Below are 26,989 nucleotides of genomic sequence, written 5' to 3' on the forward strand. Positions count from 1 at the left end.
TGTTATCTCAAACTCTCTTTTAATTTTTTAATCTCATAATAACGCGTCCGAATATCGCTGCGCTGAGCGGCGGCGCGCCTATCTCTGAGTCGCTCCAATGAACCGAGTAGCACATGCAGTGGCGGACCACTGGCGGTAACCTTAGCTAAATGCTGCTGCTCCATACTTGTCGAAGGCTCGGCAATATATTTAGTCACTAACTCATTATGGTGCTGAATCGCAGTCTCGCCATGTAATTCGCAGACTTCGATAAAGAGTCGCAAATTTTCTTGATACCAAGTTTGGTTCGCACTGTCTTTTGCCTGCAGGAAATCATCCATCAAATTCGGTCGACGCATGCACTCACGCAATATTTGCTGATCCTCTGGCATCATGTATAAAAATTTGTCCACCAGCATTTGCGAGTAGGAAGCTTCATTGGCGAAACAAAGACCTAGTGTTAAATCGATTACATTAATCCCCGCAAAATCCCCGGCGTTAGCGCCGCGATAAATGACCGAGCCCACCCGATACGGTTTGTAGTAAGGGCGAACACAGTAAAAGAAACGATCCGTATCTAATCGATTGAATAATTGAGTATTCGACTCAATCACATCCTGCAGTGCCTGTTTGGCGACTCGCAATAAATCGTGACTGATGGGATGGGAAATACCCAAAGGCTGGATCTTCAATAGCGCATCTGCGGCGCGTTTATAGGCCAAAATGCCCTTAGTGTTGTAATCCACAAACAGCTTTTCAGCAGGAAGATCGGTAAAGCGCTTATAAATGCCATTGTGGGCACGATTGTGCGTGGTTAAATGTGCGGTGGCAAAGCGCGGCGTGACGCCTATTGAAGCGCCGATGTGCATGGCAAGCGCGGAGGCTTCGGCTAATGGCGATGTGGTTTCCCGCGAAGGCTCGGTAATTTCATGGCGTCGACAAGCCGCCATATACAGGCCCACGTTGCCGAGTAAATCAAAAGCACTGTCGAACCCTTCGTCGGTATTGCCCTCATCGAGCAAGGCCTTAATCAACTCTCGCCCTTCACTCTCCAGCGCCAACTTAGCTTCTGCGCCAATATCGAGCACATTGGCCCGATCGGTTTGTTGGTAGTAAAGCTGTTCTAGCTCTGAGTTGAGCTCTACAAAGCGACTGCGGATCCAATCATCGAAGGCTTCGGTATTAAAGGTGGCTGGTTTCACGGGCTTATCCTTGAGTATTGTTATCGTTCTTGTAAACGGAGCGAGCGCAAAGTCTTAGCTCAATCCATAAAACTCGTTAACCAGAATGCAACTTATCGCCACGTGTTTCTAGCGCTAGGTCAAATTTATGAAAATTCTAATGCCACTTTTTATTTACACCTTGCTCCAGCGCAAGTTATCAAAATCAATCGCCTCGCAAAATAACGCCAAATACAGATAGTCCTAATACAAATAGCGCGGCAGGTTCCGCAGGAGTAAATCAAAATGATTTTAATGGAATTTATTGTCGTACTCGGCTGCTTGCTGCTGGGTACCCGCTACGGTGGTATGGGACTCGGACTGATAAGTGGTATTGGATTATTTTTACTGATATTTGTCTTCGGTTTAGCGCCGGGACAACCGCCAGTACAAGTTATGCTAACGATTCTTGCGGTGATCGGCTGTGCGGCCGTATTGCAAACCGCGGGCGGATTAGATGTGATGATGCAGTTTGCCGAGCGCCTACTGCGCCGTCATCCACAATACATCACCATTCTAGCGCCGCTAACCACTTGGACACTCACCTTTTTGTGCGGTACTGGCCATGTGGTTTACACTATGTTCCCGATTATTTCCGATATCGCGTTGAAGAAAAATATTCGCCCAGAACGCCCAATGGCGGTGGCATCCGTCGCCTCACAAATGGCAATTTGTGCTTCGCCTGTATCAGTCGCGATTGTGTCTATGGTGTCGATTCTCGCATCGCAACAAGGTGTGGGCCGTGCCTATAATCTGCTCGAGATTTTAATGGTATCAGTACCGGCATCGCTATGCGGTGTCATGGCTGCAGCGCTTTGGAGTCTACGTCGCGGTAAAGATTTAGATAAAGACGAAGAGTTTCAAGAACGAATTCAAGATCCTGTGCAAAGAGCCTTTATCTATGACAAGAGCGAAACCCTGCTTAATCAACGTTTTCCTAAGGAAGCTTACTGGGCAACGGGGATTTTCTTTGCGGCTATTGCTGCTGTGGTGCTACTAGGTTCTTTTAGTGAACTGCGCCCTGCATTTGAAGTTAAAGGGAAAACAACCTTATTATCGATGAACTTAGTCATCCAGATGATGATGTTAATTGCGGGGGCTTTTATTCTGATGACCTGCAAAGTCAAACCGACTGAGATTGCTAATGGTCCAGTTTTTAAAGCCGGCATGGTGGCGATTTTCTCCGTATTTGGCGTAGCTTGGATGAGCGATACGTACTTTATCAGCCATATGGATGTGCTTAAGGAAAACCTCTCCCACGTGGTGCAAAGCCAGCCTTGGACCTATGCCTTAGTGCTGTTTCTTATCTCTAAGCTTGTTAATAGCCAAGCGGCGGCGCTGACTGCCATTGCGCCTATGGGCCTCGCCTTGGGGGTCGATCCAAAACTCTTGATTGCTTTCCTTCCTGCAAGCTACGGTTATTTTGTGCTCCCTACTTATCCAAGCGATCTGGCCTGTATCGGCTTTGACCGTTCAGGCACAACTAAAATAGGTAAGTTCATTATTAACCACAGCTTTATTATTCCAGGTTTTATCGGTGTAGGTACCGCATCGAGCGTGGGTTATCTGCTGGCGACAGCCTTGCTCTAGGCTGTATTTTACAAATAACAAAGGCCGCTGATGCGGCCTTTGTTTTGAATAGGATTAAACGCTAGGTTTAAGCGCGATACATAGCCAAAAACATCTTAATATTGGCGTCGATAATCGCTTGCTGATTATCATCATTATTTTTCATATGGAACAGCTTAGGCCAGAATGCAAACGCCTTAAACATGCCCCAAAACTGAGTCGATGCCATTGCAATATCATCGATATTCAGCGCCTTGTGTTCTACCGCTCCCGCAAGCCAAGCTTCGAGTCCACCTTCTTGCTTCGCAAGTTTCTCCATCGCTTCAGTCGCTTGGACAGGCGAGCGAATAAACTCTGCCATCACCACCCGCGCCACATCGAGAAACTCAGGCTGCTGATACAAAGCCCAGCATCGATGCGCAATTTGCTGCAACTGATCTTCAAGACTCTGCGCAGGATTGTAAACTAAGGTCGCCGCCTCTTTCGTTCGCGCCCACAACTCTGTGGTTGTGGTATCAAACAGCACTTCCTTACTCGGAAAATGGTTATACACAGTACGTTTAGAAACATTAGCCCGCTGGGCGATCCTGTCCATACTGGCCCCCACAAAGCCATTAACCATAAACTCTTCCCGTGAGGCACGCAGAATTGCCACACGTTTCTGCTGAGTGTTTGTCAATTTAATGGAGTTGTCTGCCATGTTTTCCTACGCCATAAAAATCATTTGTCGACATTTTACACTATCCAGTTTACTTTTACACCGCCACATGTAAACTACACTGTGTAGTTTACTTTTTAATATTGTACATGCAATTATAAATGCGATTGAAGATTGTCTTAACCTTACTACGACTCGGGAGCTTTATCATGGCCACTCAAACAGAAACTGACGCAAATACTAAGACTTCGGCCCATGTTAAGGGTGACACATTCAGCAATGAAGCTCCCAATACCCACAGTGGTGAAGGTAATTTACTTTCTATTCTATGGCGTTACATGACCGAAAGCATTCCTGATAAGAGTCCAAACCAAGCACTGCCAATCCAAAAAATGCAGCTAAACCCCACTGCGGATGCAACACCTATGCTGTATAAAATCAGTCATTCTACAGTGCTGTTGCAACTCAACGGTCAATATTGGTTAACCGATCCTGTTTTTTCGAAACGCGCCTCGCCAAGCCAAATGTTTGGGCCAAAACGATTCCACGAGTTACCAATCGAACTCGATAATATTCCAGCGCTCGCAGGGATTATTTTGTCCCACGATCATTATGATCATTTAGATAAACACAGCATTTTAGCCCTCGCCGAGCGCACGCAAAAGTTTATCGTGCCACTGGGTGTGGATAAACATTTGCTCGCGTGGGGCGTGCCTGCCAGCAAGATAGTCGCGCTCGATTGGTGGCAAGCAACCCAACATGCGGGTCTGAGTTTTACCGCGACGCCAGCACAGCACTTTTCGGGCCGTGGTATCACGGACAAAAACCAAACCCTGTGGGCATCTTGGGTTATTCTGTCCCCTGAGATCAAACTGTTTTTCAGCGGTGATTCTGGTTACTTCAGCGGCTTCAAAACGATTGGCGACAAACTCGGGCCTTTCGATTTAACCTTAATCGAAACGGGTGCCTACGATGAGATGTGGGCAGATATCCACATGCAGCCAGAACAATCACTGCGGGCGCATTTAGATCTTCGTGGACGACACTTAATTCCGATACATAACAGCAGCTTCGATCTCGCGCTACATAGTTGGTACGAACCATTGGAACGAATCTCTGTAGCCGCTAAAGCCTATTGCGTGCCGCTGCTAACGCCGGAATTTGGTCAAGGCATCAACCTAAGCGATTTAGCCCATAGCCCTGCTTTGAATCACGCTTGGTGGAAAACCTATTTGCCCAAAGACAGAACCGTGTTTGAAATCATTCCAGCGCGTATGAGTTCAGATAAGCTCTAGTCAGAACTCTTATCTGAGCTTTATCAGTACACTAAAAACGTTAAATCATTGGCTCTCCAACACAGGAGAGCCACTGCGGATTACCATTCAACAGATTCTCACTCGTCGGCGCTCAGAAGCTTACAACTTCAGTATTAAGCCTCCTCCTGCAAACACTAAATTCTAGACGCCTGCTTGATTTTGGGCATAAGATCGCTTGCCTTGTCATTTTTTATACCCAACTGAATTAATGGTATTAATGCTTCTAACTGACCATATTAAAATAGCGGGCACAAGAACAAGACTGGTGATTTTAATCTTTGGATACACCATGATCACTTAACATTTCCCTAAAGGTCGCGCTCATGTCGGTGCTCACTTGGCTTAAGAAACAACTTCATCGCACTTTTTATGGCAACAGCCCACGAGAGCGACAAGCTGACTTAGCCGCCATTTTTCATCCAGCGCAAATGCCCGACATCGACTTGCCGACAAACCAAGCCTATCCGCAAGTAACATCAATAGTGCAGGCCGATATTTATGCCTATCAAGTTCACGGCTTACTGACCTTAGAAGGCAAGCAAACCTTAGATACGTTAATCGGCAATGCAGGTTTTGCGGTATTGCCCGAACATGCCGCCAGCTTTAATGGCCTGATAACCCATCCGAGCCAAGCGACCAGCTTGCAGCTCCACCAATATGCCGATTTTTCGGGGATCTGCGTCAGTTTAATCACCAACGACAAAGCACTATTAGAACAACTGATTGCGTTCAAATCGACTTTACCTCACCCTTGGGAAAGCTTTCCCAATGTCGATCCCGACACGCTCGGCAGTCTTCAAGGGAATATCGATTTTTGGTGCAACTATTTTTGGCGCCCCTATTGGCTGTCACTTTCAGCATCTGAGCGCTTGCAGTACCCCGTAAATTGGCAGGAATTCAGTGATTTTCATTAGAGCTTGAGAAAAGCACTAAGGCTTAATGCAGGATAAAAAATGAAGTTAACATATGTTGGATTAGCACTCGCGTTACTGCTACTTGGCGGTTATCTGATCCCTGAGTCACCGGTGATCCCGGTAAAAGGCGCCAGCAGTAAAGATTGGAACAGCCAAACCTTTTGGTATGAACCTTGGGGTCCGTCGGGCGTACATAAGGGGATAGATATTTTCGCCGCCAAAAACACCGCCGTGATTGCGCCAACGCCTATGCTGATCTTCTATCGAGGCGACTTTTTTAAAGGAGGCAATGTGGTAGTTGGTCTAGGTCCTAAATGGCAAATTCATTACTTTGCCCATTTAGCACAAATTGAATCAGCCACGGGATTAATTGCCCACCAAGGTGAAACGCTGGGTACTGTCGGCGATACGGGTAATGCTCAAGGTAAACCGCCACATTTGCATTATTCCATTTTGAGCTTATTGCCTAAACCTTGGCTGATAGATACTTCAACCCAAGGATATAAAAAGGCCTTTTATCAAAACCCCATCAGCTACTTAGAAACACACTAAGACTTAGGTGATGAGTAACATAGCGGCTTCGCGACAATATCAACTACAAATGAAGATTCAGCAACTCGCCATGTCGGCAAACTCAGTGAATGTCAGCATGGCCGTCACATTATATGAAGAAATGAACGGAGACTTATGATTCAGCAGACTTACTATCCAGAGTCACAGAGTTAACTGCCGCAGCACCCACAGCATGACACTCGGTATCGGCCTCTGCAGCTAATGATTCCCTATCCGCCTTCGCAATGTATTTAGGTTTATTGCTCGATTGCAGTTTGGCATTGGCCTTTTTCGCCTTGCTCTTCAAGGTTTGGTTTATCTTCTTTTTACGGTTCATCAGGGCACCAATGCAGATACGGAATAAAGGGGCGCGATTATAGCCTTCCACCTGCACGCCAGACAATCGAAAGCACTAAGTCAGATAGCCTCAGGCCATCAAACCCACGCCCAACGCTAACCAAATTAACAAGCCTAGTTAACAAACCGCGTTTGCAAGCCAAGTCATCAAGCCTGCGACCAAACCATCAGATCGCGAAAGCCATGCTAAACGCTAAATAAGGTCATATCTTACCGACATGAACTCGCACTAGGTAACCCTTGAGGTTTAATCTCGATACCGAGTGCTGTGTCGCAATTTATCAATACTGCTGCCAAATCGTGCAATTTCCTGTATGACACGACTAGACAAGCCGTTATTCCTCCCCTAAAATCGCGACAGAATAAAAATCGTTATCATTTGTAATGCCGTTTAATGGAATATGGACTTATGCCAAAGGAGCCGGTGTAGCAAACTCATTCGCCCTTAGCAGGAAGTTATATGACATTCAAAACCTCGTTTGTTGCTTTAGCCGTATTTGCAGCGCTAAGCCAATCCGCAGCGGCTCAAGATGCCCCCGATAGCAATTCAAATAACAAAAATAAAGACATAGAAAAAATCACTGTCACCGCGAGTCGGATGGATAAATCCCCCAGCTCAATCCCCAATACCGTCACTATCATCGACCGCGCCCAGTTAGAAGAACAGTTCCGCACCACTAAAGATTTATCGACTATTCTCGGTAACCTGGCTCCGAGCTTTTCGCCAAGCCGCCAGAAGATGAGTAACACAGGCGAAACCCTGCGTGGTCGTCCGCCGCTGATCATGATCGACGGCGTACCGCAATCAAACCCACTTCGCAGTGGGGGTCGCTCGGGTCAAACCATAGATCCAGCCATGATAGAGCGTATTGAAATCATTCACGGTGCCAATGCAATGCACGGTCTCGGTGCCCAAGGCGGCATCATCAACTACATCACTAAAAAACCGACAGGCGACAGCGAACAGGTTGTAAGTTTCGATGTGACAGTTCCTGATTCGATGAAATCCAACGGCTTAAGCTTTGGTGCCAGCTATGCGTTTTCTGGCGAGTCAGAATTTATCGACATGATAGGCTCGGTTAGCTACCGCAATAATGGCGTCTATTACGATGCCAACCATAACGTCGTTGGTGTGGACACGACTCAAGGCGAGTCGATGGACAGCCAAAGCAAAGACTTCTTGATCAAACTTGGCCACAACTTCGACGAGTCGCGCCTTGAGTTAATGGTTAACCATTACACCGCAGACAACAATGGCGATTGGATGCCAGTTGCAGGCGACAAACCCAATGGCGTGCCCACGGGCGCAGTTAAGGAAACTCAACCATGGGAAGCGGCTAACAACCAAGTGACCACCACCAGTTTGACTTACACCCACGCCAACATTGGTGGCCAACAACTTAACCTGCAACTCTTTAATCAAGATTTTAAAGCGGTTTATGGTGGCGGCTGTTTCGACAGTTTCTACGATCCATCCTTCGAAGGTAGCGACCAAGTGATCCAGTGCGGTGTCGGCAGTACAGGCGAAAGCTTGTACTACGAGCAATCGCGTAATGCTTCAGTTAAATGGGGTTTAAAAAGCTCATTGATTGCTAAAGATATTGCGGGTTCAGGGATTGATGCGGCCTACGGTGTCGACCTTTTCCGCGATACCACAGAGCAAGATTTAGTGAAAACGGGTTTTTCGTGGGTTCCGGAAAGCACCTATGACAACGTCGCGCCATACTTGCAGTTAGATTATGATTTAATTGAAAATCTAACCTTATCGACCGGTGTTCGTTACGAACATGCCGAATTAAGTGTCGACGACTACAAAACCCTATGGGGTGCGGGTAATAAGCAAATTGCAGGTGGCTCAGCCACCTTCGATGAAACCTTATTCAACGTCGGTATCTCCTACAAAATCACCCCAGACATTCGCGTTTATACCAGCTATAACCAAGGTTTTGGCATGCCGGATATCGGCCGAATTCTGCGTGATGGTAAAAGCTTCCCCGGCGACAATCCCAGCATAGATGACTCATTGGCACTCACGCCGATCGTCACAGATAACGTCGAAGTCGGCGCCGATTACCAAGGTAAATACTTAAGCGCCAAGCTAGCTTACTATCGTTCGGCCACTGATTTTGGTTCACGTTTAGCCTTAAATAGTGATGGTTTCTACGACGTGAAGCGGGAAAAAAGTGTGATCGATGGGATCGAAGCCAATGTCACCGCCTACCTCACCAGCAATGATGATCTCGGCATGAATATCGCCTTCCAGCAGGGCGAATACGATTCAAATGGTGATAACCAAGTCGATACCGATCTCGATGGTGCAAATATTTCACCCAACCGTATCAACCTGTTCTGGACCCATAACTTCGATAATGACATGTCGACTCGTGTTCAAGCCAATTACTACATGGACCGCGACTTTAAAAATGCGGTGGGTAACAAGTATGCAGAATTTGATGGCTATACCACAGTCGATGCTTCCTTCTCTATGCCGCTTTACACTGGCACCCTGAGCTTAGGTCTGCAAAACCTGTTTAATAAGGATTATTTCAATTATTACTCACAAACCATGGGTACAAATGATCGTTATTTCAAAGGCATGGGACGTACTGCGACAATAGGCTACACCTTGCCTTTCTAAGTGAAAGCCCATTTGAAACATAAAAAAGCGCAATTACATTGCGCTTTTTTATTGTGCTGAAGAAAGCCAATTATGCCTTGGTCACGACCCAGAGTGCATGTAATAAACCGGGGAACCATAACAGTAAACACAAGACTATGTTTATCAACAGATCTTTACCCGCTCCTGCCTTCAAAAATACAGCAACAGGAGGCAATAGAATCGCAATAATGACTAAGAGTAATTTATTTGTATCCATAACAGGGCATCCTTAAAACGGAGATGGTAGGCAAATCAACAAGGTCTAACTTCGCAGGAAGACTCAGAATTTGCAAACTTTTTAGCTTACAGAATGATAAATACTCCAAGTGATTCTCTAAACCAAAGCACTTAATATCGCTATAAATTCAAAGGAAGATGTAGCCCGCCTCATGCCGTTAAATACAGGTTAAGATATCCTATAAACTTCAACCGAAAATGCCTAAAAGCATCTATAGTTAAAGAAAAATATGAACTAAAAGAATGATATTTGATCCCCAAGCCCTATTACTCATCAAATTTATTTGCCTACTGGCCAGCACCGCAGCCGTGGCATGGGGACTCATTGCCAAACCTTTAGCGATTGCGACTCAAGCCAGTATGCGTTTTTCTCTGGCGAACTTGTTCGTCCTCCTTGGCATCATACTCAACAGCCAACGCTCCGAAGCCTCTAGTTACCTTTTTTGGTTCTGCTCCGATATGGCGATTCTGTTTGGATTCATCCTATTACGCTGGGGCACTAAGGCACTTTTCAGACTGAGTCCCAGCGTTAAATCTGACCTTATTCTCTTAGCAATCACAGCCGGTGTGATGCTCTCGGTCCCCCCCAGCTTCAGCTCCGAACGCACCTTAGCCGTTGCTTTCTCCGTCTGCGCCGCACTGATTTTTACCATGCTGACGCGGGATAACTATCAGGCCATCAAACGCGATACAGGTAACCGAGTCGCCATCGCTATGGTCACGCCTTTAGTCGCCATGGTGGGTATTTTTACCATTCGTATCTTCATCGCCCTGTTGTCTCCCGAAGAAAGCCCGATATTTATCGCCATGCACACCCAAGAAGCGATACCTGTACTGTGGTTTTATGTATTTCTAACCCTATTAATCAATATCGTGATGATAGGAAATGCCATGACGCGGCTCGTCAGCAAAATCCGTATGTTAGCGGAACGGGATCAACTCACAGGCCTGTGGAATCGCCGGGCTATGCATAAATTTCTCAACAATATCCATCAACGCTGGCTAAGGGATAATGTGCCTTACAGTATGATTTTATTGGATCTTGACCATTTTAAAGAGATTAACGATCAATACGGCCACGATGCGGGTGATCTCGCCCTGCTGACGGCGGCGAGACTGTTTGGATCAGTATTACGTGAAAATGACGCGCTATGTCGTCACGGTGGTGAGGAGTTTCTGGTGATTTTGCCAGCGACCGATGCACCCGCCGCCAGAGCCGTTGCCGAGAAATTACATCAAGTACTCAAGGACAATTCATTTATCTGGCAAGGTGTTACGATAAAAATCCATGCCAGTTTAGGTTACGCCACTATCTATCAAGGATGCCAGCCCGACAAGCTACTCATTCAAGCAGACCAAGCCATGTACCGCGCAAAATCTGAAGGCCGAGATCGTATTTGCCAAGCTTGCTAGGCTTTCGCAAAATCTTGCTAGCCTCACGCAAAAATAACGCGACTCGTATTAATCCCCTTTCGCTGGCCAAGCCAAAGTATCGGGTTCACGCCATGAAACTAGCGCCTCAATCACGCCTGCAGTGCCAAAATGCTCACCTTGAGTCGGCACATCCCTATACGCGTAATCACGCCAGCCAGTGACTTCGTCACCATAACGAAAATGCAGACAGTAGGCATGCAAATAACACCGATCCGCTGCCGCACCACCGTATAAATCATCCCCTAAAATCGGTACGCCTAAACTGGCCAAGGCGACTCTTAATTGATGGGTTTTACCTGAGTGAGGTTTCAGCAAATATAAACGTAATCCCTCGCCGACACTCAAGGAGAAAAACTGCGTAATCGCAGGATTCTCTTTAGTGCGCAGCAACTTAAACATGCTACGACGCGACTTTGCCATGTCACCCATCACCCAGCCTTGTTTCTTCTTCGGCTTGCCCTTCGCGAGGGCGAGGTAATATTTCTGCACTTTATGGGCGGTAAATAGCTCAGTAAATTGCTTGGCGGCGACCGCGCTCTTGGCCAAAATCAACAGACCTGAGGTGGGCGTGTCTAATCTATGTACGGCAAAAAGCTTAATCCCTAAATCTTGCTCAGCCTGCGCCACCACGCCTGCCGTCCCATCCTGACTGTGGAAATGCACTTTGGCTGATTTAGAAATAACAATAAAATCAGCCTCATCGGCTATGATTCGATACATGGAGTACTCGGCGTTGGTAATGCGGATCATCGACTTAAAACTGAATAGTGACCACTAAGCCAGGATGATTATCCGTGAGATTAATTTTGGCATTGTGCCGTGAGAGAATCGCTTTGACCATAGATAATCCTAAACCTGTGCCCTGTAAATGCCGGCTAGGGTCGAGGCGGACTAAACGTTCGAACACTCTTTCTTTACTGTCGTCGGGAATACCTGGGCCATTATCGCGGATCTGAATTTGTGGGCCTGACTGGATAATTTCAATCCGCGCACCTTGACCAGAATACTTCATCGCGTTATCGACGAGATTATATAAAGCTTGGAATAATAAGTATTTATCACCAAAAACCTTATGATCAGCCAGCAGCGACAAACTTAAGGTTTGCTCGTTAGATTCCGCCACAGCATCGGCCATATCCAATAAATCGGTACACAGTTGCGCTAGGCTTAACTCCTGCAAATCGAGCGTCTGCTGACCTTCTTCGATACGCGTGAGCGACAACATGGCATCAAATGTCGCTAAACAATGGTCGAGCTCCTCGGTCAAAATGGCGCAACCCTCGCTAATCTCATTGCTGGGTTTACTCGCCAGCTCTTCAAGACCAATGCGGATATGTGACAATGGAGTACGTAAATCATGGGCGATATTATCGGTCGCACCACGCACTGCCATCAGGTTATTTTCGAGGATATCCAGCACATTATTAAACTGCAGCGCCAACATATCGAACTCATCCTGACGCCAACTCAAGGGCAAGCGGGTATCATAGTGGCCGCGTTCAATCTGTTCACTCAAGCGGTTGTATTGCACTAATCGACGTAAAATCGCCTTAGAAAATAGATAGCCGAGCGCTAAGGTCAACACTATCGTCAGCATCACGGCAGTCGCCGCAGCACTGATAAACTTATCGATTAACGTCGCTAAGTTATCGGTACGGGTCGCAATTAACACTGGGCCGTAGCGAGTCATCACTAGCCCGCCGGTAAGAATATGCAGCTTATCTGGGCCACCGGTTAAGATGGGGAAATCTCGCGTTTGCGGCAGCATGGGCATGCCTTCGGGCATAAAGCTCAAGGCACCGACCATATCGTAGCTATTACGCCAGGCAATTAGGGCGGTTTGTGGATCGGCGGCGCGGATTTGAGCGGCAAAACTACGGCGATCAACTGTTAAGGCAAGTTGCTGATAACGTTGGGTCTCCGACTCTAAATATTGAGTCACTTGATACTGTTGCTCGATGATCAACTGTCGATAGAGGGCAAATAGCAGCGCCCCAATGATCACAGTCACTAAGGTCGAAAAGACAATTGTGATGCGCCAAGCGCTGCTTTGGTAAGGCTTAATGCCTTTGTCGTAAGCGATAACCCGCTCCCCTCACGGTTTCGATAAGCTCGCCATGGCCTAACTCTTCAAATTTACGGCGTAATTTTGCGATATGAACATCGATAACATTCGTGCGTGGATCGAAGTGATAATCCCAAACAGCTTCAAACAACAAGGTGCGACTAATCACTTGATTCGCATGTTCCATCAAATACTTAAGTAACTGAAACTCTTTCGGCTGCAACATTAACTCCTGCCCGTCTAAGGTCACATTACGGGTCAGTAATTCCATCTTCAAGCCGCCAACAACGAGATCAGTAGTGACTGGTACAGATTGGCCACGGTGCATGAGTTTTTCGGCGCGCACTAATAACTCTGAGAAGGCAAACGGCTTAGTCATATAATCGTCGCCGCCCGCGCGCAGGCCTTTTACTCGCTCATCAACATGCGCTAAGGCAGATAAAATCAGCACTGGAGTTTGATTGCCCGTTGCCCTTAAGGCGGCCAATAATTTCAAGCCATCGAGCTGGGGTAACATGCGGTCGAGGATCACGAGATCGTACTGACTACTCGTGGCGAGTGACAAACCTTGGTGGCCATCGCTCGCCGTTTCGATATTGTGGCCCTGCTCAAGAAATCCTTTGACGATGTAATCAATCGTCGTCGCATCATCTTCAACTAAAAGTATTTTCATCTGTATGTTGCGCTCCTCAATCCTAAATACTCGTTTGAGCACTCGATTGACTTAGATGTTTCAATCCCACTTGAGTAAAGGTAACGGGCGTAAATTTTCGACATCAAAAGCCAATTTAAACTTACCCGTATCGTCTAGCAGCTTAAGCTCTAAATAACTGATACCTAAGTCGTGATCTAACTTTGCCTCGGTTAAGAAGGCTTTGTGATCTTTAGTGGCCTTAGCGATTAAGCCTGAAAATGTTTGATCTTTTGCTGCGATCAAACGTGTAGCCTCAACCTCACCGAGATCATCCGCGCTCACTTTACTCGCCTTTTGTTTCAGCAACTTACCATCGCGGGCACGATATTCAAACCGCGTTATAGAATTGGCTAAGGGATTAATCAACTCAAATTGGTAGACTAATTCACCCTCTTGCTCTTCCATATTAAATTCGGCAATCACGCCGGAGAACCCTTTTTCGATCTGCTGCATAACGCTCAGCGGCGGTACATAGTCTCCACCCGCAAACATCGAATACATGCTCTGAGCCGCTGTTGCGACGCCAGATACCAACATGAATCCTAGCAACCATAGTCTCATGGCTCCTCCATATAAATCAGCTAAGTTTGTATCTTATGAGACAATCAGTTAGAAGTCGATGGGACCAATTGTCCCTGAGCGCGATTCCAAGCTAATCCCCCATAATGTACCACTGGATACAGCACCACATTGCATTAGCCTTCACTCAGGTTGGGTCATAAATGGATCAAAAAAACCTTTGAACATCACCTAAGTTATTAGCTTTTAAGCCAAACACTGAATCATTTTGTGGCTAATCTGTTAAGTCTACCTAATACCAGCTGAAACACCGATGGAAACAAGATTAAGCTTTGATCATCTGGGGACTTTGAAACATGACATTTGCGGTGAAAAAACATAATTTAGCTATTTAAAATCAAGCTGATTGAATTTTAGCGGTTATTTTAGTCTATCTGTGTCATTAAAAAGTACGATTGGCAACTAGGCCGCACTTAACTAAAGTCAGTCTGATAACCAAGCGTCAAGTAATGGCATTTTTTAATCGGAGCGAATATGAAACCAGTAACACGATGGATAAGTTTAAGCTTGTTACTCGTCGCAGCATTAAGCGCCTACGCCTATGGCAGCGCCACAAGCGCCTCTGCATTTATCATCTTAGGCATGCTGTTGGAAGGAACATTTTGGATTGGATTGCTGGGTAAAAAACGTCATTAGAGTGCGATATCACATTATTCCAAAATATGAATTTGTTCGGATTTGAGTGCCACTGTGGTTTGCATTCCTTTCGTGAGTGCAAGCTTTTGGGCAAAATGCAGCGAGACTTCGGTGTTAAGTTGTAACTGAGTCCCCGTGACATAGCAGATAAGGCGAACCGACTCACCCATCACCAGCATGGCGTCGATCGTGACATCTAACTTATTAAAACTGCGGCATAAACGCCCTTTGAAAATCGAATTAAACCGAATACCTTGGTTGGGGATCACCCAACGCACTTTGCTGCCAACGGCGCGGTCTTTGCCATAGTCGCAGGCGATCAACTGCTCGCCAAACTTAAGCCAAGTGAGGTCTTTTGTGCTGTCTTGAAATACTACTTCACCGTCGAAAATATTCCTTAGCCCCATCTGCCGCGCCACCGCTTCATTGCGGGGCCGCGACAACACCTCGAAAGGTGCTCCCTGCTGTAGCATCTTCCCTTGGCTGATCAAAATCATCGAATCGGCTAGCAACAAAGCTTCATTTAAGTCATGGGTAACCATGATCACTGGGCAGAGTAACTGCTCTTTGAGGCGCGCCAGTTCGAGATATAAACGCTCGCGGGTTTCCCGATCAACTGCCGAAAAAGGCTCATCGAGTAATAACACTGAAGGTTCGCGGGCAAGTGCACGGGCAAGCGCAACACGCTGACGCTGACCGCCAGATAAATGCGCCGGCAATCTATCAGGTAAACCTTGTAGGTTGACTCGCTCAAGCCAATCTTTAGCGCGCACAATACGCTCAGATTTGGGGATATGATCAAGCCCAGCGACTACATTCTCTAAGGCAGTGAGATTCGGAAATAAGCCAAAATGCTGCGGCATATAACCGATATGGCGTTGCTGCGGGCTTAAGGCGATACGCGCTTTATCATCAAACCAAGGCCGATCGCCAAAATAAATTTGGCCCGCATCGGGGTGATTTAACCCTGCGATCATCCGTAATAAAGTCGTTTTGCCACCGCCAGACGGCCCCACCACAGCGAGCACTTCGCCAGCCTTGCAGCGAAAATCAGCATTGAGTTTAATGTGTTTATGGTTTTGGATCTGACACTGCAGATCAGCGATGATTTGCGCCACGCTGACCTCCTAAACGCCGTGACAAACTGGTAGTGAGCGCCAAAGCCGTTACCGCAAACAGTAATAACACTAATGACATAGTGCCTGCGGCATTAAAATCGAAGGCTTGCACACTGTCGTAGATAGAAATCGAAATTGTCTTAGTCTCGCCAGCGATATTGCCGCCCATCATCAGCACTACGCCAAACTCGCCGAGCACATGGGAGAAACACAACACCAGCGCGGTTAGCACACCCGGCCACACCATAGGCAATTCAATTTTAAGTAATATTTTAAGTCGGCTCATACCACAACACGCTGCGGCATCGCGGACATCATTCGGCACAGCTTCAAAGGCCCGCTGGATCGGCTGCACCGCGAAAGGGATATTGACGAACACAGAAGCGATAACCAGGCCTGAAAAATAAAACACGAGCTGCTGGCCAGTTAGTTGCTCTATCCATTGTCCGAGCCAACTCTGACTACCGAGCCCCACCAGCAAGTAATAGCCAATCACGGTCGGCGGTAACACTAAGGGCACCATGATCAGCGCTTCGACCCAAGATTTACCGACAAATTGGCGGTAGGCCAAGGCTCGCCCCGCGAGTATCGCAAGGGGGATCAGCACCAAGACTGTGATGCTACTGAGTTTGACCGATAACCACAGCGCCTGCCAATCCATTGGAATCCTTAACTTACCGGCAAACCAAAACCGTATTGAGTGAATACGGCGCGGGCAGCGTCTGATTGTAGGTATTGGTAGAAACGCTCGGCGGTTGAGCTCGCCTTAGGCATTAACGCCATACGTTGATTCAGCGGACCGTGGAGATCTGTGGGCAAAGCTAAGTAATGACCGAGGGCCTGAAACTGCGGCGCAATTGCCAGTGATAAAGGAATAATCCCGCCTTGAGTCGAGCCGCTGATCGCAAACTGTGCCGCTTGGGAGGCGTTTTCGCCTAAAATCAGCTTAGTTTGTAGCTCATCCCATAAACCGAGTTTTTTCAATAACTCACGGGCACGTTCGCCATAGGGCGCATGGTCAGGATTGGCGATCGCAAAGCGCTCTAGCTGGCCCGCTGCCAATAATGCTTTTAGGCCATTGAGTTCGATATCTAGTGCGAGCGGCGAATTTTTTGGGGCGACTAAGGCTAAACGGCCAACAGCATACTGCACGCCCTCGCCTTGGGTAAAACCGACTTTGTTCAGCTCGGCAATATAACGCTCATCGGCGCTCAGCAGCATTTCAAACGGCGCACCGTGTTGAATTTGCGCGACAAAATTTCCCGATGAACCATAAGAGACCCGTACTTTGAGACCCGTTTCTGCGGTGAAGTTTTTAACAATGTCATCCAAGGCAAACTTGATATTAGCCGCCGCGGCGATGGCAGGAATCGGCGCATTATCCGCTGCTCGACTGGTCGATGGTACGACGGCTAAGCAAAACAGTAATGCAAAACCTAGGGAGTGGAAGAAACGGGTCAAACTCTGCATTGGGTCACCTCAGTGCCGTGTTCGCGTTTATCTTGAGCTAGCAAGCTGCGTTGCCACTGCGCGTATTTTTGCTGCAACTAGTCTTTGTGTTGCCACAATTTGGCAGCTTGTTCATCGGCATCTTTCGCCTCAACCCAGCTTTTACCTTGCTCACCCGCTTCTAATTTCCAGAATGGCGCCTTGGTTTTTAAAAAGTCGATTAAGAATTCACAGGCAGCGAAGGCGGCTTTGCGATGGGCGCTGGTTACCCCGATAAACACAATTTGCTCACCTAAGGCCATAGTGCCCACGCGGTGAATCACAGTGACCTTGTTCAGTGGCCAGCGACTGCGCGCCTCGACAACGATTTGTTCTAGCACGGCTTCTGTCATGCCCGGATAGTGCTCTAAGGTTAAGTCAGTCACGGCGGCGCCATCATTAAAATCACGCACTTTACCGACAAAAGTGACTACAGCACCATCGCTATCATCTTGAGCTAACTGACGATATTCGTCGGTCACACTAAAATCGACTTCTTGCACTCGAACTGCGGGTAATAAACGCATATTAACCTCCGGTAACGGGTGGGAAAAAGGCGACTTCATCACCATCGTTTACAGGCGTATCCCATTGACTGATGGTCTGATTTACTGCCACCAGCAATTTGTCTGAGGTTAATACTTTGGCCCATTTATCATCGGTGGCGGCCAGCGTCGCACGTAACGCTTCGGCGGTTTGTGTCTGCTCGCTCGCCTCTAGGCTTAATTTAGCTGTGCCCAACAATTCTCGAACTTGAGCAAAAAACAACACGTTAATCATAATCTTCTCTCGTTTTTGATCCGCTTAACTGACTCACTAATAGCGCGTCAGACTTAAGCTTGGACAGCTTCGCTCACTTGGTAATCTGCCGAGTGGCTAAAGCCTATTCTGTCAGGCTAAACCTTAAAATGTCCCGACTTGCCGCCGCGCTTTTCTAGCAAACGGACTTGGGAGATCACCATATCTTTTTGCACGGCTTTGCACATATCGTAGATAGTTAATGCCGCCACTGAGGCCGCAGTTAAGGCTTCCATCTCTACACCTGTTTTGCCGGATAATTTACACAGACTGGTGATACGCACGCGGTTATGTTCAGGCTGCGCCTCTAAATCGACTTCAACTTTAGTCAGCATTAGTGGATGACATAACGGGATAAGATCTGAGGTTTTTTTCGCTGCTTGAATACCCGCAATACGTGCAGTGGCAAACACATCACCCTTATGGTGGCTGCCGCTCATGATCATCTCGAGTGTCGTGCTCGCCATCTCGATAAACGCTTCGGCACGGGCTTCGCGCTCGGTAACGGCTTTTTCGGTGACATCGACCATATGGGCGTTGCCATCGGCATTAATATGGGTAAATACATTGCTCATTGGAGCGATCCTTTCGTTTGAGGACAAAACAAAGTGCAAGGGAAATTGGGCTTATACTCGCGCTAAATCGGCGCTGACGAAGAACCTAAATACGGGCTAGCCACCAATAGAGGCGAGATGCTGAGTGACACCGGTAATGCCTTGATGCAAGTAATGGGTGGCTTTCTTCTGGGCTAATTGACCGTGCAAACGCTCAATTAATTCCGCTTGTTGGCTGGAATGCTGCAGCAGATCACGCAAATCGACACCGGATTCGGTGAAGAGGCATAAGTGCAACTTGCCCTTCGCCGATACGCGCAAGCGATTACAGCTGGCACAGAAGTTAGTCGCATAGGGCATGATCAAACCAATACGACCTTGATAATCACTGCGGCTAAAGTTTTGCGCTGGACCATCATCGGCGCTCGGCGTATCTAATTGCCAACCATCCGCCAGTAACTGCGCTTTGATGTCAGCGCCCGCTAAATGATGTGCTTCAAAATACTCACGGCCTAAACCCGTTTCCATCAACTCGATAAAACGCAGGTCGATTGGCGTGTGTTTAATCCAGTGTAAAAAACGTGGCAAATCTTTATCGTTTAAACCTTTAAGCAGGACGGCGTTGATTTTTACGCGCTCAAAACCCGCCGACAAGGCGGCATCAATCCCCCGCATCACTTCATCGAATTTATTCTCGCCAGTGATCTGGTAAAACATTTTGGGATCTAAACTATCCACGGACACATTGATACGGCGCAAGCCCGCATCGAACCATTCTTTAGCATGCTTTTCGAGTCGATAGCCATTAGTGGTCGTTGCTATGGTTTGAATGCGCGGGTTATCGGCGACGACACGTATGATGTCGGTAAAGTCTTTGCGCAGGGTCGGTTCACCGCCTGTAATGCGGATTTTTTGGGTGCCGACTTGGCTAAATGCAGAGACTAAGTTTTCTATCTCATTGAGAGATAAAAATTTTGGTTTACCTTCTGGATGATAACCATCAGGGAGGCAGTAACTGCATTTGAAGTTACAAACGTCAGTGACTGACATCCGTAAATAGTGAAATTTTCGACCAAAGCTGTCTTGTAATTGAGACATGATCACCTTTCCAAGTGTGGGAGGTGAGAGCATTTCTTATCCCACCCCGGTGGCATTATTACCACGGCTACACCTCCATATCTTTCGACTTAGGTAGGCAAGCTCGGAGAACCGTCGTCGGTGATTATAGGCCGAAAGTACTCACTAGCTATACCCCTAAACAGGTATTTATTAACCTAGATCACGCTAGCGTGAATAATCTGTGACAGTCCTCACCTAAAGATTTGTATTGAATTAGACTAAACAGCAGCGTAATCCACTGTGACCTTATCTTATTTTCAGGTAAGGTGGTACAAGCAATAAAACGCCCGTTTACAAACTACAACACTCGATAAAAATCGGGGAAACGTGAAGGAAGAGGTGAACTGATGGAACGCGAATCAATGGAATTCGATGTTGTTATCGTCGGCGCAGGTCCAGCAGGCTTGGCCACCGCGTGTCGATTAATGCAAATATCACAGGATTCAGGTAAAGAAATTACCGTCTGTGTGGTCGAAAAAGGCTCAGAAGTGGGCGCGCATATTCTGTCAGGCGCAGTGTTCGAGCCAAAAGTGCTGGACGAGCTATTCAGCGACTGGCGCGAGAAAGACGCCCCAGTAAAAACCGCTGTCACCCACGACGAAATCTACCTACTCAGCTCCGCCACCGACGGCCGAGTGATGCCTAATGCCTTTGTGCCAAAAACCATGCACAACGACGGCAATTTTATTATCAGTGTCGGTAATCTATCCCGCTGGCTTGCTAATCGCGCCGAAGAACTCGGTGTCGAAATATTCCCCGGCTTTGCCGCCAGTGAATTGCTATTTAACGTCGATAACAGCGTTAAAGGTATTTTGATTGGCGATATGGGGGTGGGCGCTGATGGTGAGCCTAAAGACAGCTTTATGCCAGGCATGGAACTACACGCTAAATATACTGTTTTCTCAGAGGGTTGCCGCGGCCACTTAGGCAAGCAACTGATCGAAAAATACCATTTAGATAATGGTAAAACACCCCAGCATTACGGCTTAGGCTTCAAAGAAATTTGGAAAGTCCCCGCTGAGCAACACGAGCAAGGCAAAGTAGTGCACACCGGTGGCTGGCCACTAACCGAGGGCGCATCGGGTGGCGGCTTTCTGTATCACATGGAAGACAACCAGATTGCGGTCGGTCTCATTATCGATTTGAACTACAAAAATCCGCATCTGAGCCCATTTGACGAATTCCAGCGCTATAAAACCCATCCTGTGATTGCAAAGTATTTAACCGGCGGCGAACGTCTCAGTTACGGCGCCCGTGCTATCACTAAAGGCGGCTTGAACTCGCTTCCTAAAATGAGCTTCCCCGGCGGCCTGATCATCGGCTGTAACGCTGGGACTTTGAATTTCGCGAAAATCAAAGGCACTCACACTGCGATGAAGAGCGGTATCGTTGCGGCAGAAACCTTAGGCAAAGCCATGATGGCGGGTGTTGAAGGCGGTAAAGATCTCGACTGTTACCAGACTCATATCGAAGAAAGCTGGCTACATGAGGAGCTGTATAAATCGCGCAACTTTGGCCCAGCGATGCATAAATTTGGCACCTATTTAGGCGGCGCATTCAATTACATAGATCAAAACTGGTTTGGTGGAAAGTTCCCGATCACGCTACGTGATGAACACCCAGACTATGCACAAATGGCCTCAGTGAGCGCTTACAGCAAGATTGATTACCCAAAACCCGATGGCAAGCTTAGCTTCGATAAACTGTCCTCAGTGTATCTGTCGAGCACTTATCATGAAGAAGACCAGCCTTGCCATTTACGTCTTAAAGACAGCAGCATTCCACTGGGTATTAACCTGACTCAGTTTAATGAGCCAGCACAACGTTACTGCCCAGCTGGTGTGTATGAAATTGTCGAAGAGGCGGGTCAGCCTAAATTTGTAATCAATGCGCAAAACTGCATTCACTGCAAAACCTGCGATATTAAAGATCCTAGCCAAAACATCACTTGGGTTACGCCGGAAGGCGGTGGTGGTCCTAACTATCCCAACATGTAATTAGTTGCCAACAAATGTTAATAACGGCGCTCAATAGAGCGCCTTTTTTTCACCTTTGACACAAATATCTCACTTTTTTTGCTTGCCCTTAGCTACGACATTAGCCACAATTGCCACACAAAAAAGAGTTCGTTTTCAATCACCATCTCATTTCCATCTATACTCTACATAATTAGATCTACTGCAAGACCAACGGGTTAAGCCAAATAAGTTTTTATTCGCTGTTTTATTCGGCATTCGGCCTAGACTAAGGTTAACTTTTCACATTCCTGTCCGATAATCTTTTACCGTACAAGAGTGCGTTGACCGATAACGCAAAACAGTCCAACACAGGCATATTGATATTTATGATATTTAATAACCTCACCATTAAGCAGAAAATTCTGCTAACAGTGACATTTGCAGTACTGCTGTCGACCATACTCGTCGGCGTATTAAGCCAACGTAGCGCTAAAAATGTCGTACAACAACGGATGTTAGGTTCGGAACTGCCGAGTTTGATGATGCAGATCCGCAATAAGATCGATCTCGACATCTCCACTTTAATGAATGCTGCAGAGCAATTAGCCAGTAGCCGCATGTTACTGCAATGGCTCGAAGATGGCAGACCGCAGGCCCAAGAAACCCAAGTGGTTGCCCAACTGAAAGACATCACGCGTCAATATAAGCTAGCGCAAGCCTCCTACGCCGACAGACAAACTGCCGCCTATTACACTCAGGATGGGTTTTTGCGCGTGCTTACCCCCGCGCAGGATGGCTGGTTTTTTGGTTACCGAGACAGTGGTCAAGAACGTATGTTGAACGTATTCACTGAGGCCAACGGCGAAGTCAAACTCTTCATCAACTACCAACAACCCAATGGCCGTGGCTTAGTTGGGCTCGCTAAATCACTCGATGATATGGTGCGCTTACTAAGCTCGTTTAAGATTGAGGAAACGGGATTTGTTTACTTAGTTGATGCTAAAGGTGAAGTGAAACTCCACCCAGATACGGGTCAAATTGGTAAGAGCAACCTAGGTAACTTATATCAAGATGCAAACTCAAGCGCCTTACTTAACCGTGGCGATTTCAATCTTATCGAAACCAAGATCAATGGCGAAAACATGCTGGTTGCCAGTAGCTATATCGCATCTATGGATTGGTATTTAGTGGCACAAGTGCCAGAAGCCGAAGTGTTTGCGCTATTAACCGAAGCCGCTTATCAGATCTTAATCTGGACGCTGATTATTGCTGCGGGCTTTATTGTCCTCGCTATCGCTGTTGCAGGCTCTGTGAGTCGCCCCATAGCCCAGGTTGCCGCTATGTTCCGCGACATAGGCGAAGGTGAAGGTGACTTGCGCCAACGCTTACCCGTCAATGGTGAAGATGAAATTGCGCAGCTCGCTAAAGGATTTAACAGCTTTATCAGCAAGATCCAAGATTCGGTCATCGAAGTAGCGCAAACCAGCGAACAACTCGGCTTCTCGGCTAAGGATGTGTCGAATCAGGCACAACAAACCTTAGAAGACAGCCACGAGCAGAAAGATCGCACTATGATGGTGGTCACTGCCATTAATGAAATGGGCGCGACGGTTAACGAAATCGCCAGTAATGCCGCTCAAGCTGCGGTTGCTGCAAGAGATGCAGACACTGAAGCCAGCAGCGGTCAAGTGGTCGTGACCCGTGCCCGTGATACCATTAATCAATTGTCTAAGGACGTTGGCCAAGTGGGCGAAGTGATTGAGTCCCTCGCGACCCACACTAAATCCATTGGTGGGATTTTAGATGTGATCCGCGCTATCTCTGAACAGACCAACTTGTTAGCCCTCAACGCGGCCATCGAAGCGGCACGTGCCGGTGAAGCTGGGCGCGGTTTTGCTGTCGTCGCCGATGAAGTACGTAACTTAGCATCACGCACAGCAGCATCGACCAATGAAGTGCAAGGCATGATCGACAAGCTGCAATCGGAAGCCAGCCGCGCGGTTAATGCGATGGCTCAGAGTCGTACTCGCTCCCACGAAGGTGTTGTGGCCGTCGATGAAGCTAGCAAATCGTTGATTGGTATTAGCGACCGCATTGGTCTTATCAGCGACATGAACATCCAAGTTGCTGCGGCAACGGAAGAACAATCCACTGTAGTGGAAGACATCAACCGTAACGTCACAGAAATCAATGACATTACTCAACGTACTGCCAATACTGCACAAGCGGCAGCGCAGGCGAGTTTAGCCTTGAATCAACTGTCACACCGTTTAGATACCTTAGTGGCCAAGTTTAAGGTGTAACACCTTAAACTTACGCAATAAAAAAACGCCTTAGATGGAAACATCTAAGGCGTTTTTCTTTAATTCGAAAAAGCGATTAATCCATAGCAATAAATTTAATCGTTAATGGGTATTTATATACCTTACCCTCACTGGCCTTAATAATCGCCAGCACAGTGCACACCAAATCGAATATGCCGAGTATGGCTAAAAAGATGAAACCTATTCCGACCAAAGCTAATACGCCACTGATGATTACATAAATCAGCAGGCTCAATTTAAAGTTCAGACAACTACGGCCACATTGATCGACAAATGCGGACTCTTCACGCTTCATCAGCCAGATAATCAAAGGACCAAGAATAGAGCCCAACGGCACTAGGTATCCAACAAAGCTTGAGGCGTATACCAGTAAGCCAAAATCTTTATCACTTTTTGTAACGGGTTCAATCATAAGGTCATCCCTGTTTTATCATTATGAATATAAATACTTATTTACCGCTCGGCCCATATAAACGCATTTGCCAATCTTCCACTGTTTGCGATACTAAGCGCCGTTGTAGGCTATTCACCCAGCTCTGCGCTAATCCCTCACAGCAAGCTAAACGATCATAGCCGCTAGCATTAAACGTTGGCGAGAAATAGAGTGACATAGCCTCAGCAACACTAATGTCCGTGCGGCGCTCAACCAACTCAATCTTATCGTTTAACTGAATAATCCCTGGGGTTAAGATTCTATAAAACCAACCACATAATTGGCTCTGCTGCATGGCGAGGGCAAATTCTTTGTGCCCAAATTGCAGATTCAACTTAAAGCAAGGTGAACGTGGCTGAGTAATCTGCACTGTTACGGCGCCAATTTGTAAGATATCACCAATATTAACTTGGGTTTCGTTCAGCCCAACGGTACTGATGTTCTCTCCCATACTGGGCGCATCTTCGAGTTGAGTGATTAAATCCCAACGACGATATTGGCCGTAATGCTCGCGGGGAAAATGATGTAACACGCGATCGAGTCCGCCATGGTGTTTAGGATCGGCCTGCGCGTCCCCGTCTACATGGCTAACATGTACTAGCAGTTGTTGAGCCGCTTGCTTGCCATCAATCCCAGTAGCAACACCGGACATGTCTTGAAGATGGGTTCCTAAGTACAATCCTGATAACTTATTGATCAACAACTTTGACATCTGCAACTCCCAATCCATAACCCATCTCGCATTACCGCCAGAGTGTAAACTGCGATACGCCAGTAACACAATCAACTCGCTCAATAACTCATAAAAGTAGGCGCAATCTTGCCGCCAGTAAGCACGAGGCTAAATCTATGAATGATTTAACACCACTTGATTTCGACCGGCTTCTTTAGCCTGATACAAGGCCAGATCGGCACGCTTGATCAGATCTTCCGCAGGCTCTTGCGCCTGATGCTCAGCAACGCCAATACTAACGGTAATAGAAATGTGTAAGCCATTCACTTTAATTTCCCGCTGAAAAATAAGCTCACGGATCTGCTCAGCCAGTTCTGCCGCTTGGGTTAAATCCATCCCCGGAAGTAAAATCAAGAACTCCTCGCCGCCCCAACGGCATAAGATATCCTGTTGCTGCAGTGCGCTCCGCAGCATATTTGTCATGGTTTTTAATACTAAGTCACCAATCCCATGCCCATAGCTGTCGTTCACTTTTTTAAAATGGTCGATGTCCAGCAAGAGTATTGAAATCGGCGATTGTGTCAGCTTAGCTTTATCTAATGCCAGCCTAAAGTACCCATCGAACACCTGACGGTTAGCGGCGCCAGTGAGCTTATCGGTAGACGCCATTACTTCTAATTTGCGCTGATAACGACCTAAGGTCATGTTAGAGATGAATAAAATCCCTAGAGTCACCATTAGGCTTAACGCCAAGTTGCCCCAAAAAGTATTCAGTAACTCCCGCTCCTGTGGCGCATCTTCCTGCTCAACAATCAAATACCACTTAAATTCGGGGACTAGACGGCTGTTGAGATAAACGGTTTTGCCATTTCTCTGGTAGCTAAAAGCCGCACTTGGACTCGTTAAAATACGCGTCGCTAAATTTTCAAGCCCTAAGCTGGTTTGCAGCGAATCTGCACCATCATATTCATCTCCATGCAAGGTGACATTGCCCTGCCTATCGGTAAAGAACACTCGGCGGTTATAACGTTTTTGATAAAGTTCGATGAGGGACTTAACCTTTTCAACCGCCAAACCAACACCGGTAACGCCTATAAATTTACCTTCAAAATCAAAAACTTTATAGTTCACGAAAACGGTTGTTTTACTGCGGTCCGCCGTATCGGCGTCGATATTAACCTCATAATGCTCAGATTCGGGTAAAGATCGCACTCGAAAGTACCAAGCATCATCTGGCTCAACATCTTGGATTTGTTTTAAAATCCCCGTGGAGTGGTAATAATTTCGGCTCTTTTCTGACACAAAAAAACTGGTAACAGTATCGTATTTTTCTTGGATTTCCTTAAGATAACGGATCAGCTTTTCTGGCTCTTGCTCGTGACTTAATGTCCAATCGCGAACAAAGGTATCCTGCGCCATCAAGGATGAAATAAAGATAGGTCGCAGCAGATCCTGCTGAATTTCAGAGTAAATATTGTCACTTGTGAGTGGTAGGGTATTACTCTCGATTTGTTGACTCAGTGAGTCATGGGCCACCTTGTAACTGATACCACTGGTCACTAAAAAGGCGACCAAAAGCAGAACAGAGAGCAGCCAAATAAATTTATTCTTATCATTCCAAGCGTTATTGCCCATTCTCAACTCCAAAGACTACA

General features: G+C 47.0%; 27 protein-coding genes and 1 riboswitch. Of the genes, 9 read left to right on the forward strand and 18 right to left on the reverse strand.

Translation table 11 applies throughout. The features are described 5' to 3' along the window. Positions 1-2: 2 nt before the first annotated feature. Positions 3-1,181, reverse strand: coding sequence for a PrnB family protein (locus NE536_RS02655; RefSeq protein ID WP_259544427.1), 1,179 nt, complete (start codon positions 1,179-1,181; stop codon positions 3-5). A 264-nt stretch (positions 1,182-1,445) separates the two neighbouring features. Here NE536_RS02655 and NE536_RS02660 point away from each other — a divergent pair, with 264 nt between their 5' ends. Then, entirely contained in the window at positions 1,446-2,789 is a 1,344-nt protein-coding gene (locus NE536_RS02660; RefSeq protein ID WP_261271716.1) for an anaerobic C4-dicarboxylate transporter, read from the forward strand. 67 nt (positions 2,790-2,856) lie between these two features. Here the strand turns inward: NE536_RS02660 and NE536_RS02665 are convergent, their stop codons facing one another. Then, positions 2,857-3,468: a TetR/AcrR family transcriptional regulator gene (locus NE536_RS02665; protein WP_261271717.1), complete on the reverse strand. Its 612-nt coding sequence runs from the start codon at positions 3,466-3,468 to the stop codon at positions 2,857-2,859. 167 nt (positions 3,469-3,635) lie between these two features. Here NE536_RS02665 and NE536_RS02670 point away from each other — a divergent pair, with 167 nt between their 5' ends. From NE536_RS02670 to NE536_RS02680, 3 genes are all read left to right on the forward strand, one after another. Further along, the gene (locus NE536_RS02670; protein WP_261271718.1) at positions 3,636-4,721 is read left to right on the forward strand and encodes an MBL fold metallo-hydrolase; all 1,086 of its coding nucleotides are present in this window, start codon (positions 3,636-3,638) and stop codon (positions 4,719-4,721) included. Positions 4,722-5,065: 344 nt separating this feature from the next. Beyond that, the gene (locus NE536_RS02675; RefSeq protein WP_261271719.1) at positions 5,066-5,656 is read left to right on the forward strand and encodes a hypothetical protein; all 591 of its coding nucleotides are present in this window, start codon (positions 5,066-5,068) and stop codon (positions 5,654-5,656) included. Between the two features lie 39 nt (positions 5,657-5,695). Further along, positions 5,696-6,208, forward strand: coding sequence for a M23 family metallopeptidase (locus tag NE536_RS02680; RefSeq protein ID WP_107949659.1), 513 nt, complete (start codon positions 5,696-5,698; stop codon positions 6,206-6,208). 133 nt (positions 6,209-6,341) lie between these two features. Here the strand turns inward: NE536_RS02680 and NE536_RS02685 are convergent, their stop codons facing one another. Then, positions 6,342-6,611, reverse strand: coding sequence for a DUF2986 domain-containing protein (locus NE536_RS02685; RefSeq protein WP_319000217.1), 270 nt, complete (start codon positions 6,609-6,611; stop codon positions 6,342-6,344). Positions 6,612-7,025: 414 nt separating this feature from the next. Here NE536_RS02685 and NE536_RS02690 point away from each other — a divergent pair, with 414 nt between their 5' ends. Beyond that, positions 7,026-9,203 (forward strand): TonB-dependent receptor, encoded by a 2,178-nt coding sequence (locus NE536_RS02690; RefSeq protein ID WP_261271720.1) that lies wholly within the window; start codon positions 7,026-7,028, stop codon positions 9,201-9,203. A gap of 70 nt (positions 9,204-9,273) precedes the next feature. On the opposite strand, the gene NE536_RS02695 is transcribed toward NE536_RS02690, so the two are convergent. Further along, positions 9,274-9,441, reverse strand: coding sequence for a YqaE/Pmp3 family membrane protein (locus NE536_RS02695; protein WP_261271721.1), 168 nt, complete (start codon positions 9,439-9,441; stop codon positions 9,274-9,276). A 263-nt stretch (positions 9,442-9,704) separates the two neighbouring features. Between NE536_RS02695 and NE536_RS02700 the strand changes: the two genes are divergently transcribed. Beyond that, a complete protein-coding gene (locus NE536_RS02700; RefSeq protein WP_261271722.1) occupies positions 9,705-10,874 on the forward strand; it encodes a GGDEF domain-containing protein in 1,170 nt (389 codons plus the stop codon). 48 nt (positions 10,875-10,922) lie between these two features. Here NE536_RS02700 and NE536_RS02705 read toward each other — a convergent pair whose 3' ends face one another. The 4 genes from NE536_RS02705 to NE536_RS02720 are packed head-to-tail and all read right to left on the reverse strand — an operon-like array spanning position 10,923 to position 14,215. Next, positions 10,923-11,615, reverse strand: a complete 693-nt coding sequence (locus NE536_RS02705) for a TIGR01621 family pseudouridine synthase (RefSeq protein WP_261271723.1) — start codon at positions 11,613-11,615, stop codon at positions 10,923-10,925. A gap of 34 nt (positions 11,616-11,649) precedes the next feature. Beyond that, the gene (locus NE536_RS02710; RefSeq protein WP_220591751.1) at positions 11,650-12,906 is read right to left on the reverse strand and encodes a sensor histidine kinase; all 1,257 of its coding nucleotides are present in this window, start codon (positions 12,904-12,906) and stop codon (positions 11,650-11,652) included. Positions 12,907-12,955: 49 nt separating this feature from the next. Next, positions 12,956-13,633, reverse strand: coding sequence for a response regulator transcription factor (locus NE536_RS02715; protein ID WP_006079763.1), 678 nt, complete (start codon positions 13,631-13,633; stop codon positions 12,956-12,958). 60 nt (positions 13,634-13,693) lie between these two features. Continuing rightward, entirely contained in the window at positions 13,694-14,215 is a 522-nt protein-coding gene (locus NE536_RS02720) for a hypothetical protein (protein ID WP_006079762.1), read from the reverse strand. A gap of 492 nt (positions 14,216-14,707) precedes the next feature. Here NE536_RS02720 and NE536_RS02725 point away from each other — a divergent pair, with 492 nt between their 5' ends. Next, positions 14,708-14,869 carry a hypothetical protein gene (locus NE536_RS02725; RefSeq protein WP_261271724.1) on the forward strand — a complete coding sequence of 54 codons (162 nt, stop codon included), beginning with the start codon at positions 14,708-14,710 and terminating at the stop codon, positions 14,867-14,869. A gap of 14 nt (positions 14,870-14,883) precedes the next feature. Here the strand turns inward: NE536_RS02725 and NE536_RS02730 are convergent, their stop codons facing one another. The 7 genes from NE536_RS02730 to moaA all read right to left on the reverse strand — a co-directional run bounded on the left by NE536_RS02730 (position 14,884) and on the right by moaA (position 19,925). Then, complete coding sequence (locus NE536_RS02730; protein ID WP_261271725.1) at positions 14,884-15,987, reverse strand: ABC transporter ATP-binding protein; 1,104 nt, start codon at positions 15,985-15,987, stop codon at positions 14,884-14,886. Next, positions 15,968-16,648, reverse strand: a complete 681-nt coding sequence (gene modB, locus NE536_RS02735; protein ID WP_261271726.1) for a molybdate ABC transporter permease subunit — start codon at positions 16,646-16,648, stop codon at positions 15,968-15,970. The genes NE536_RS02730 and modB overlap by 20 nt, the downstream gene beginning before the upstream one ends. 8 nt (positions 16,649-16,656) lie before the next feature. After that, a complete protein-coding gene (gene modA / locus NE536_RS02740; RefSeq protein WP_259574405.1) occupies positions 16,657-17,457 on the reverse strand; it encodes a molybdate ABC transporter substrate-binding protein in 801 nt (266 codons plus the stop codon). 77 nt (positions 17,458-17,534) lie between these two features. Then, positions 17,535-18,002, reverse strand: coding sequence for a molybdopterin synthase catalytic subunit MoaE (moaE, locus tag NE536_RS02745; RefSeq protein ID WP_006079757.1), 468 nt, complete (start codon positions 18,000-18,002; stop codon positions 17,535-17,537). A gap of 1 nt (position 18,003) precedes the next feature. After that, positions 18,004-18,255 carry a molybdopterin synthase sulfur carrier subunit gene (gene moaD, locus NE536_RS02750; protein WP_006079756.1) on the reverse strand — a complete coding sequence of 84 codons (252 nt, stop codon included), beginning with the start codon at positions 18,253-18,255 and terminating at the stop codon, positions 18,004-18,006. 116 nt (positions 18,256-18,371) lie between these two features. Further along, the gene (gene moaC / locus NE536_RS02755) at positions 18,372-18,848 is read right to left on the reverse strand and encodes a cyclic pyranopterin monophosphate synthase MoaC (RefSeq protein ID WP_006079755.1); all 477 of its coding nucleotides are present in this window, start codon (positions 18,846-18,848) and stop codon (positions 18,372-18,374) included. Positions 18,849-18,944: 96 nt separating this feature from the next. Further along, positions 18,945-19,925: a GTP 3',8-cyclase MoaA gene (gene moaA / locus NE536_RS02760; protein ID WP_261271727.1), complete on the reverse strand. Its 981-nt coding sequence runs from the start codon at positions 19,923-19,925 to the stop codon at positions 18,945-18,947. Then, positions 19,913-20,046: riboswitch (molybdenum cofactor riboswitch) on the reverse strand. (Overlaps the previous gene by 13 nt.) A gap of 247 nt (positions 20,047-20,293) precedes the next feature. On the opposite strand from moaA, the gene NE536_RS02765 reads away from it, so the two are divergent. Next, positions 20,294-21,943: an electron transfer flavoprotein-ubiquinone oxidoreductase gene (locus tag NE536_RS02765; RefSeq protein ID WP_259588069.1), complete on the forward strand. Its 1,650-nt coding sequence runs from the start codon at positions 20,294-20,296 to the stop codon at positions 21,941-21,943. Between the two features lie 347 nt (positions 21,944-22,290). Further along, a complete protein-coding gene (locus tag NE536_RS02770) occupies positions 22,291-24,207 on the forward strand; it encodes a methyl-accepting chemotaxis protein (protein ID WP_261271728.1) in 1,917 nt (638 codons plus the stop codon). 76 nt (positions 24,208-24,283) lie between these two features. On the opposite strand, the gene NE536_RS02775 is transcribed toward NE536_RS02770, so the two are convergent. From NE536_RS02775 to NE536_RS02785, 3 genes are all read right to left on the reverse strand, one after another. Then, positions 24,284-24,640, reverse strand: coding sequence for a DUF4870 domain-containing protein (locus NE536_RS02775; RefSeq protein WP_006079751.1), 357 nt, complete (start codon positions 24,638-24,640; stop codon positions 24,284-24,286). Positions 24,641-24,677: 37 nt separating this feature from the next. Further along, positions 24,678-25,373: an MOSC domain-containing protein gene (locus tag NE536_RS02780; protein WP_261271729.1), complete on the reverse strand. Its 696-nt coding sequence runs from the start codon at positions 25,371-25,373 to the stop codon at positions 24,678-24,680. 135 nt (positions 25,374-25,508) lie between these two features. Beyond that, on the reverse strand, positions 25,509-26,969 hold the full coding sequence (locus tag NE536_RS02785; RefSeq protein WP_261271730.1) for a sensor domain-containing diguanylate cyclase: 1,461 nt from the start codon (positions 26,967-26,969) through the stop codon (positions 25,509-25,511). Positions 26,970-26,989 lie beyond the last annotated feature (20 nt).

The organism is Shewanella septentrionalis (assembly GCF_025370265.1).
Classification (GTDB): Bacteria; Pseudomonadota; Gammaproteobacteria; order Enterobacterales; family Shewanellaceae; genus Shewanella; species Shewanella hafniensis.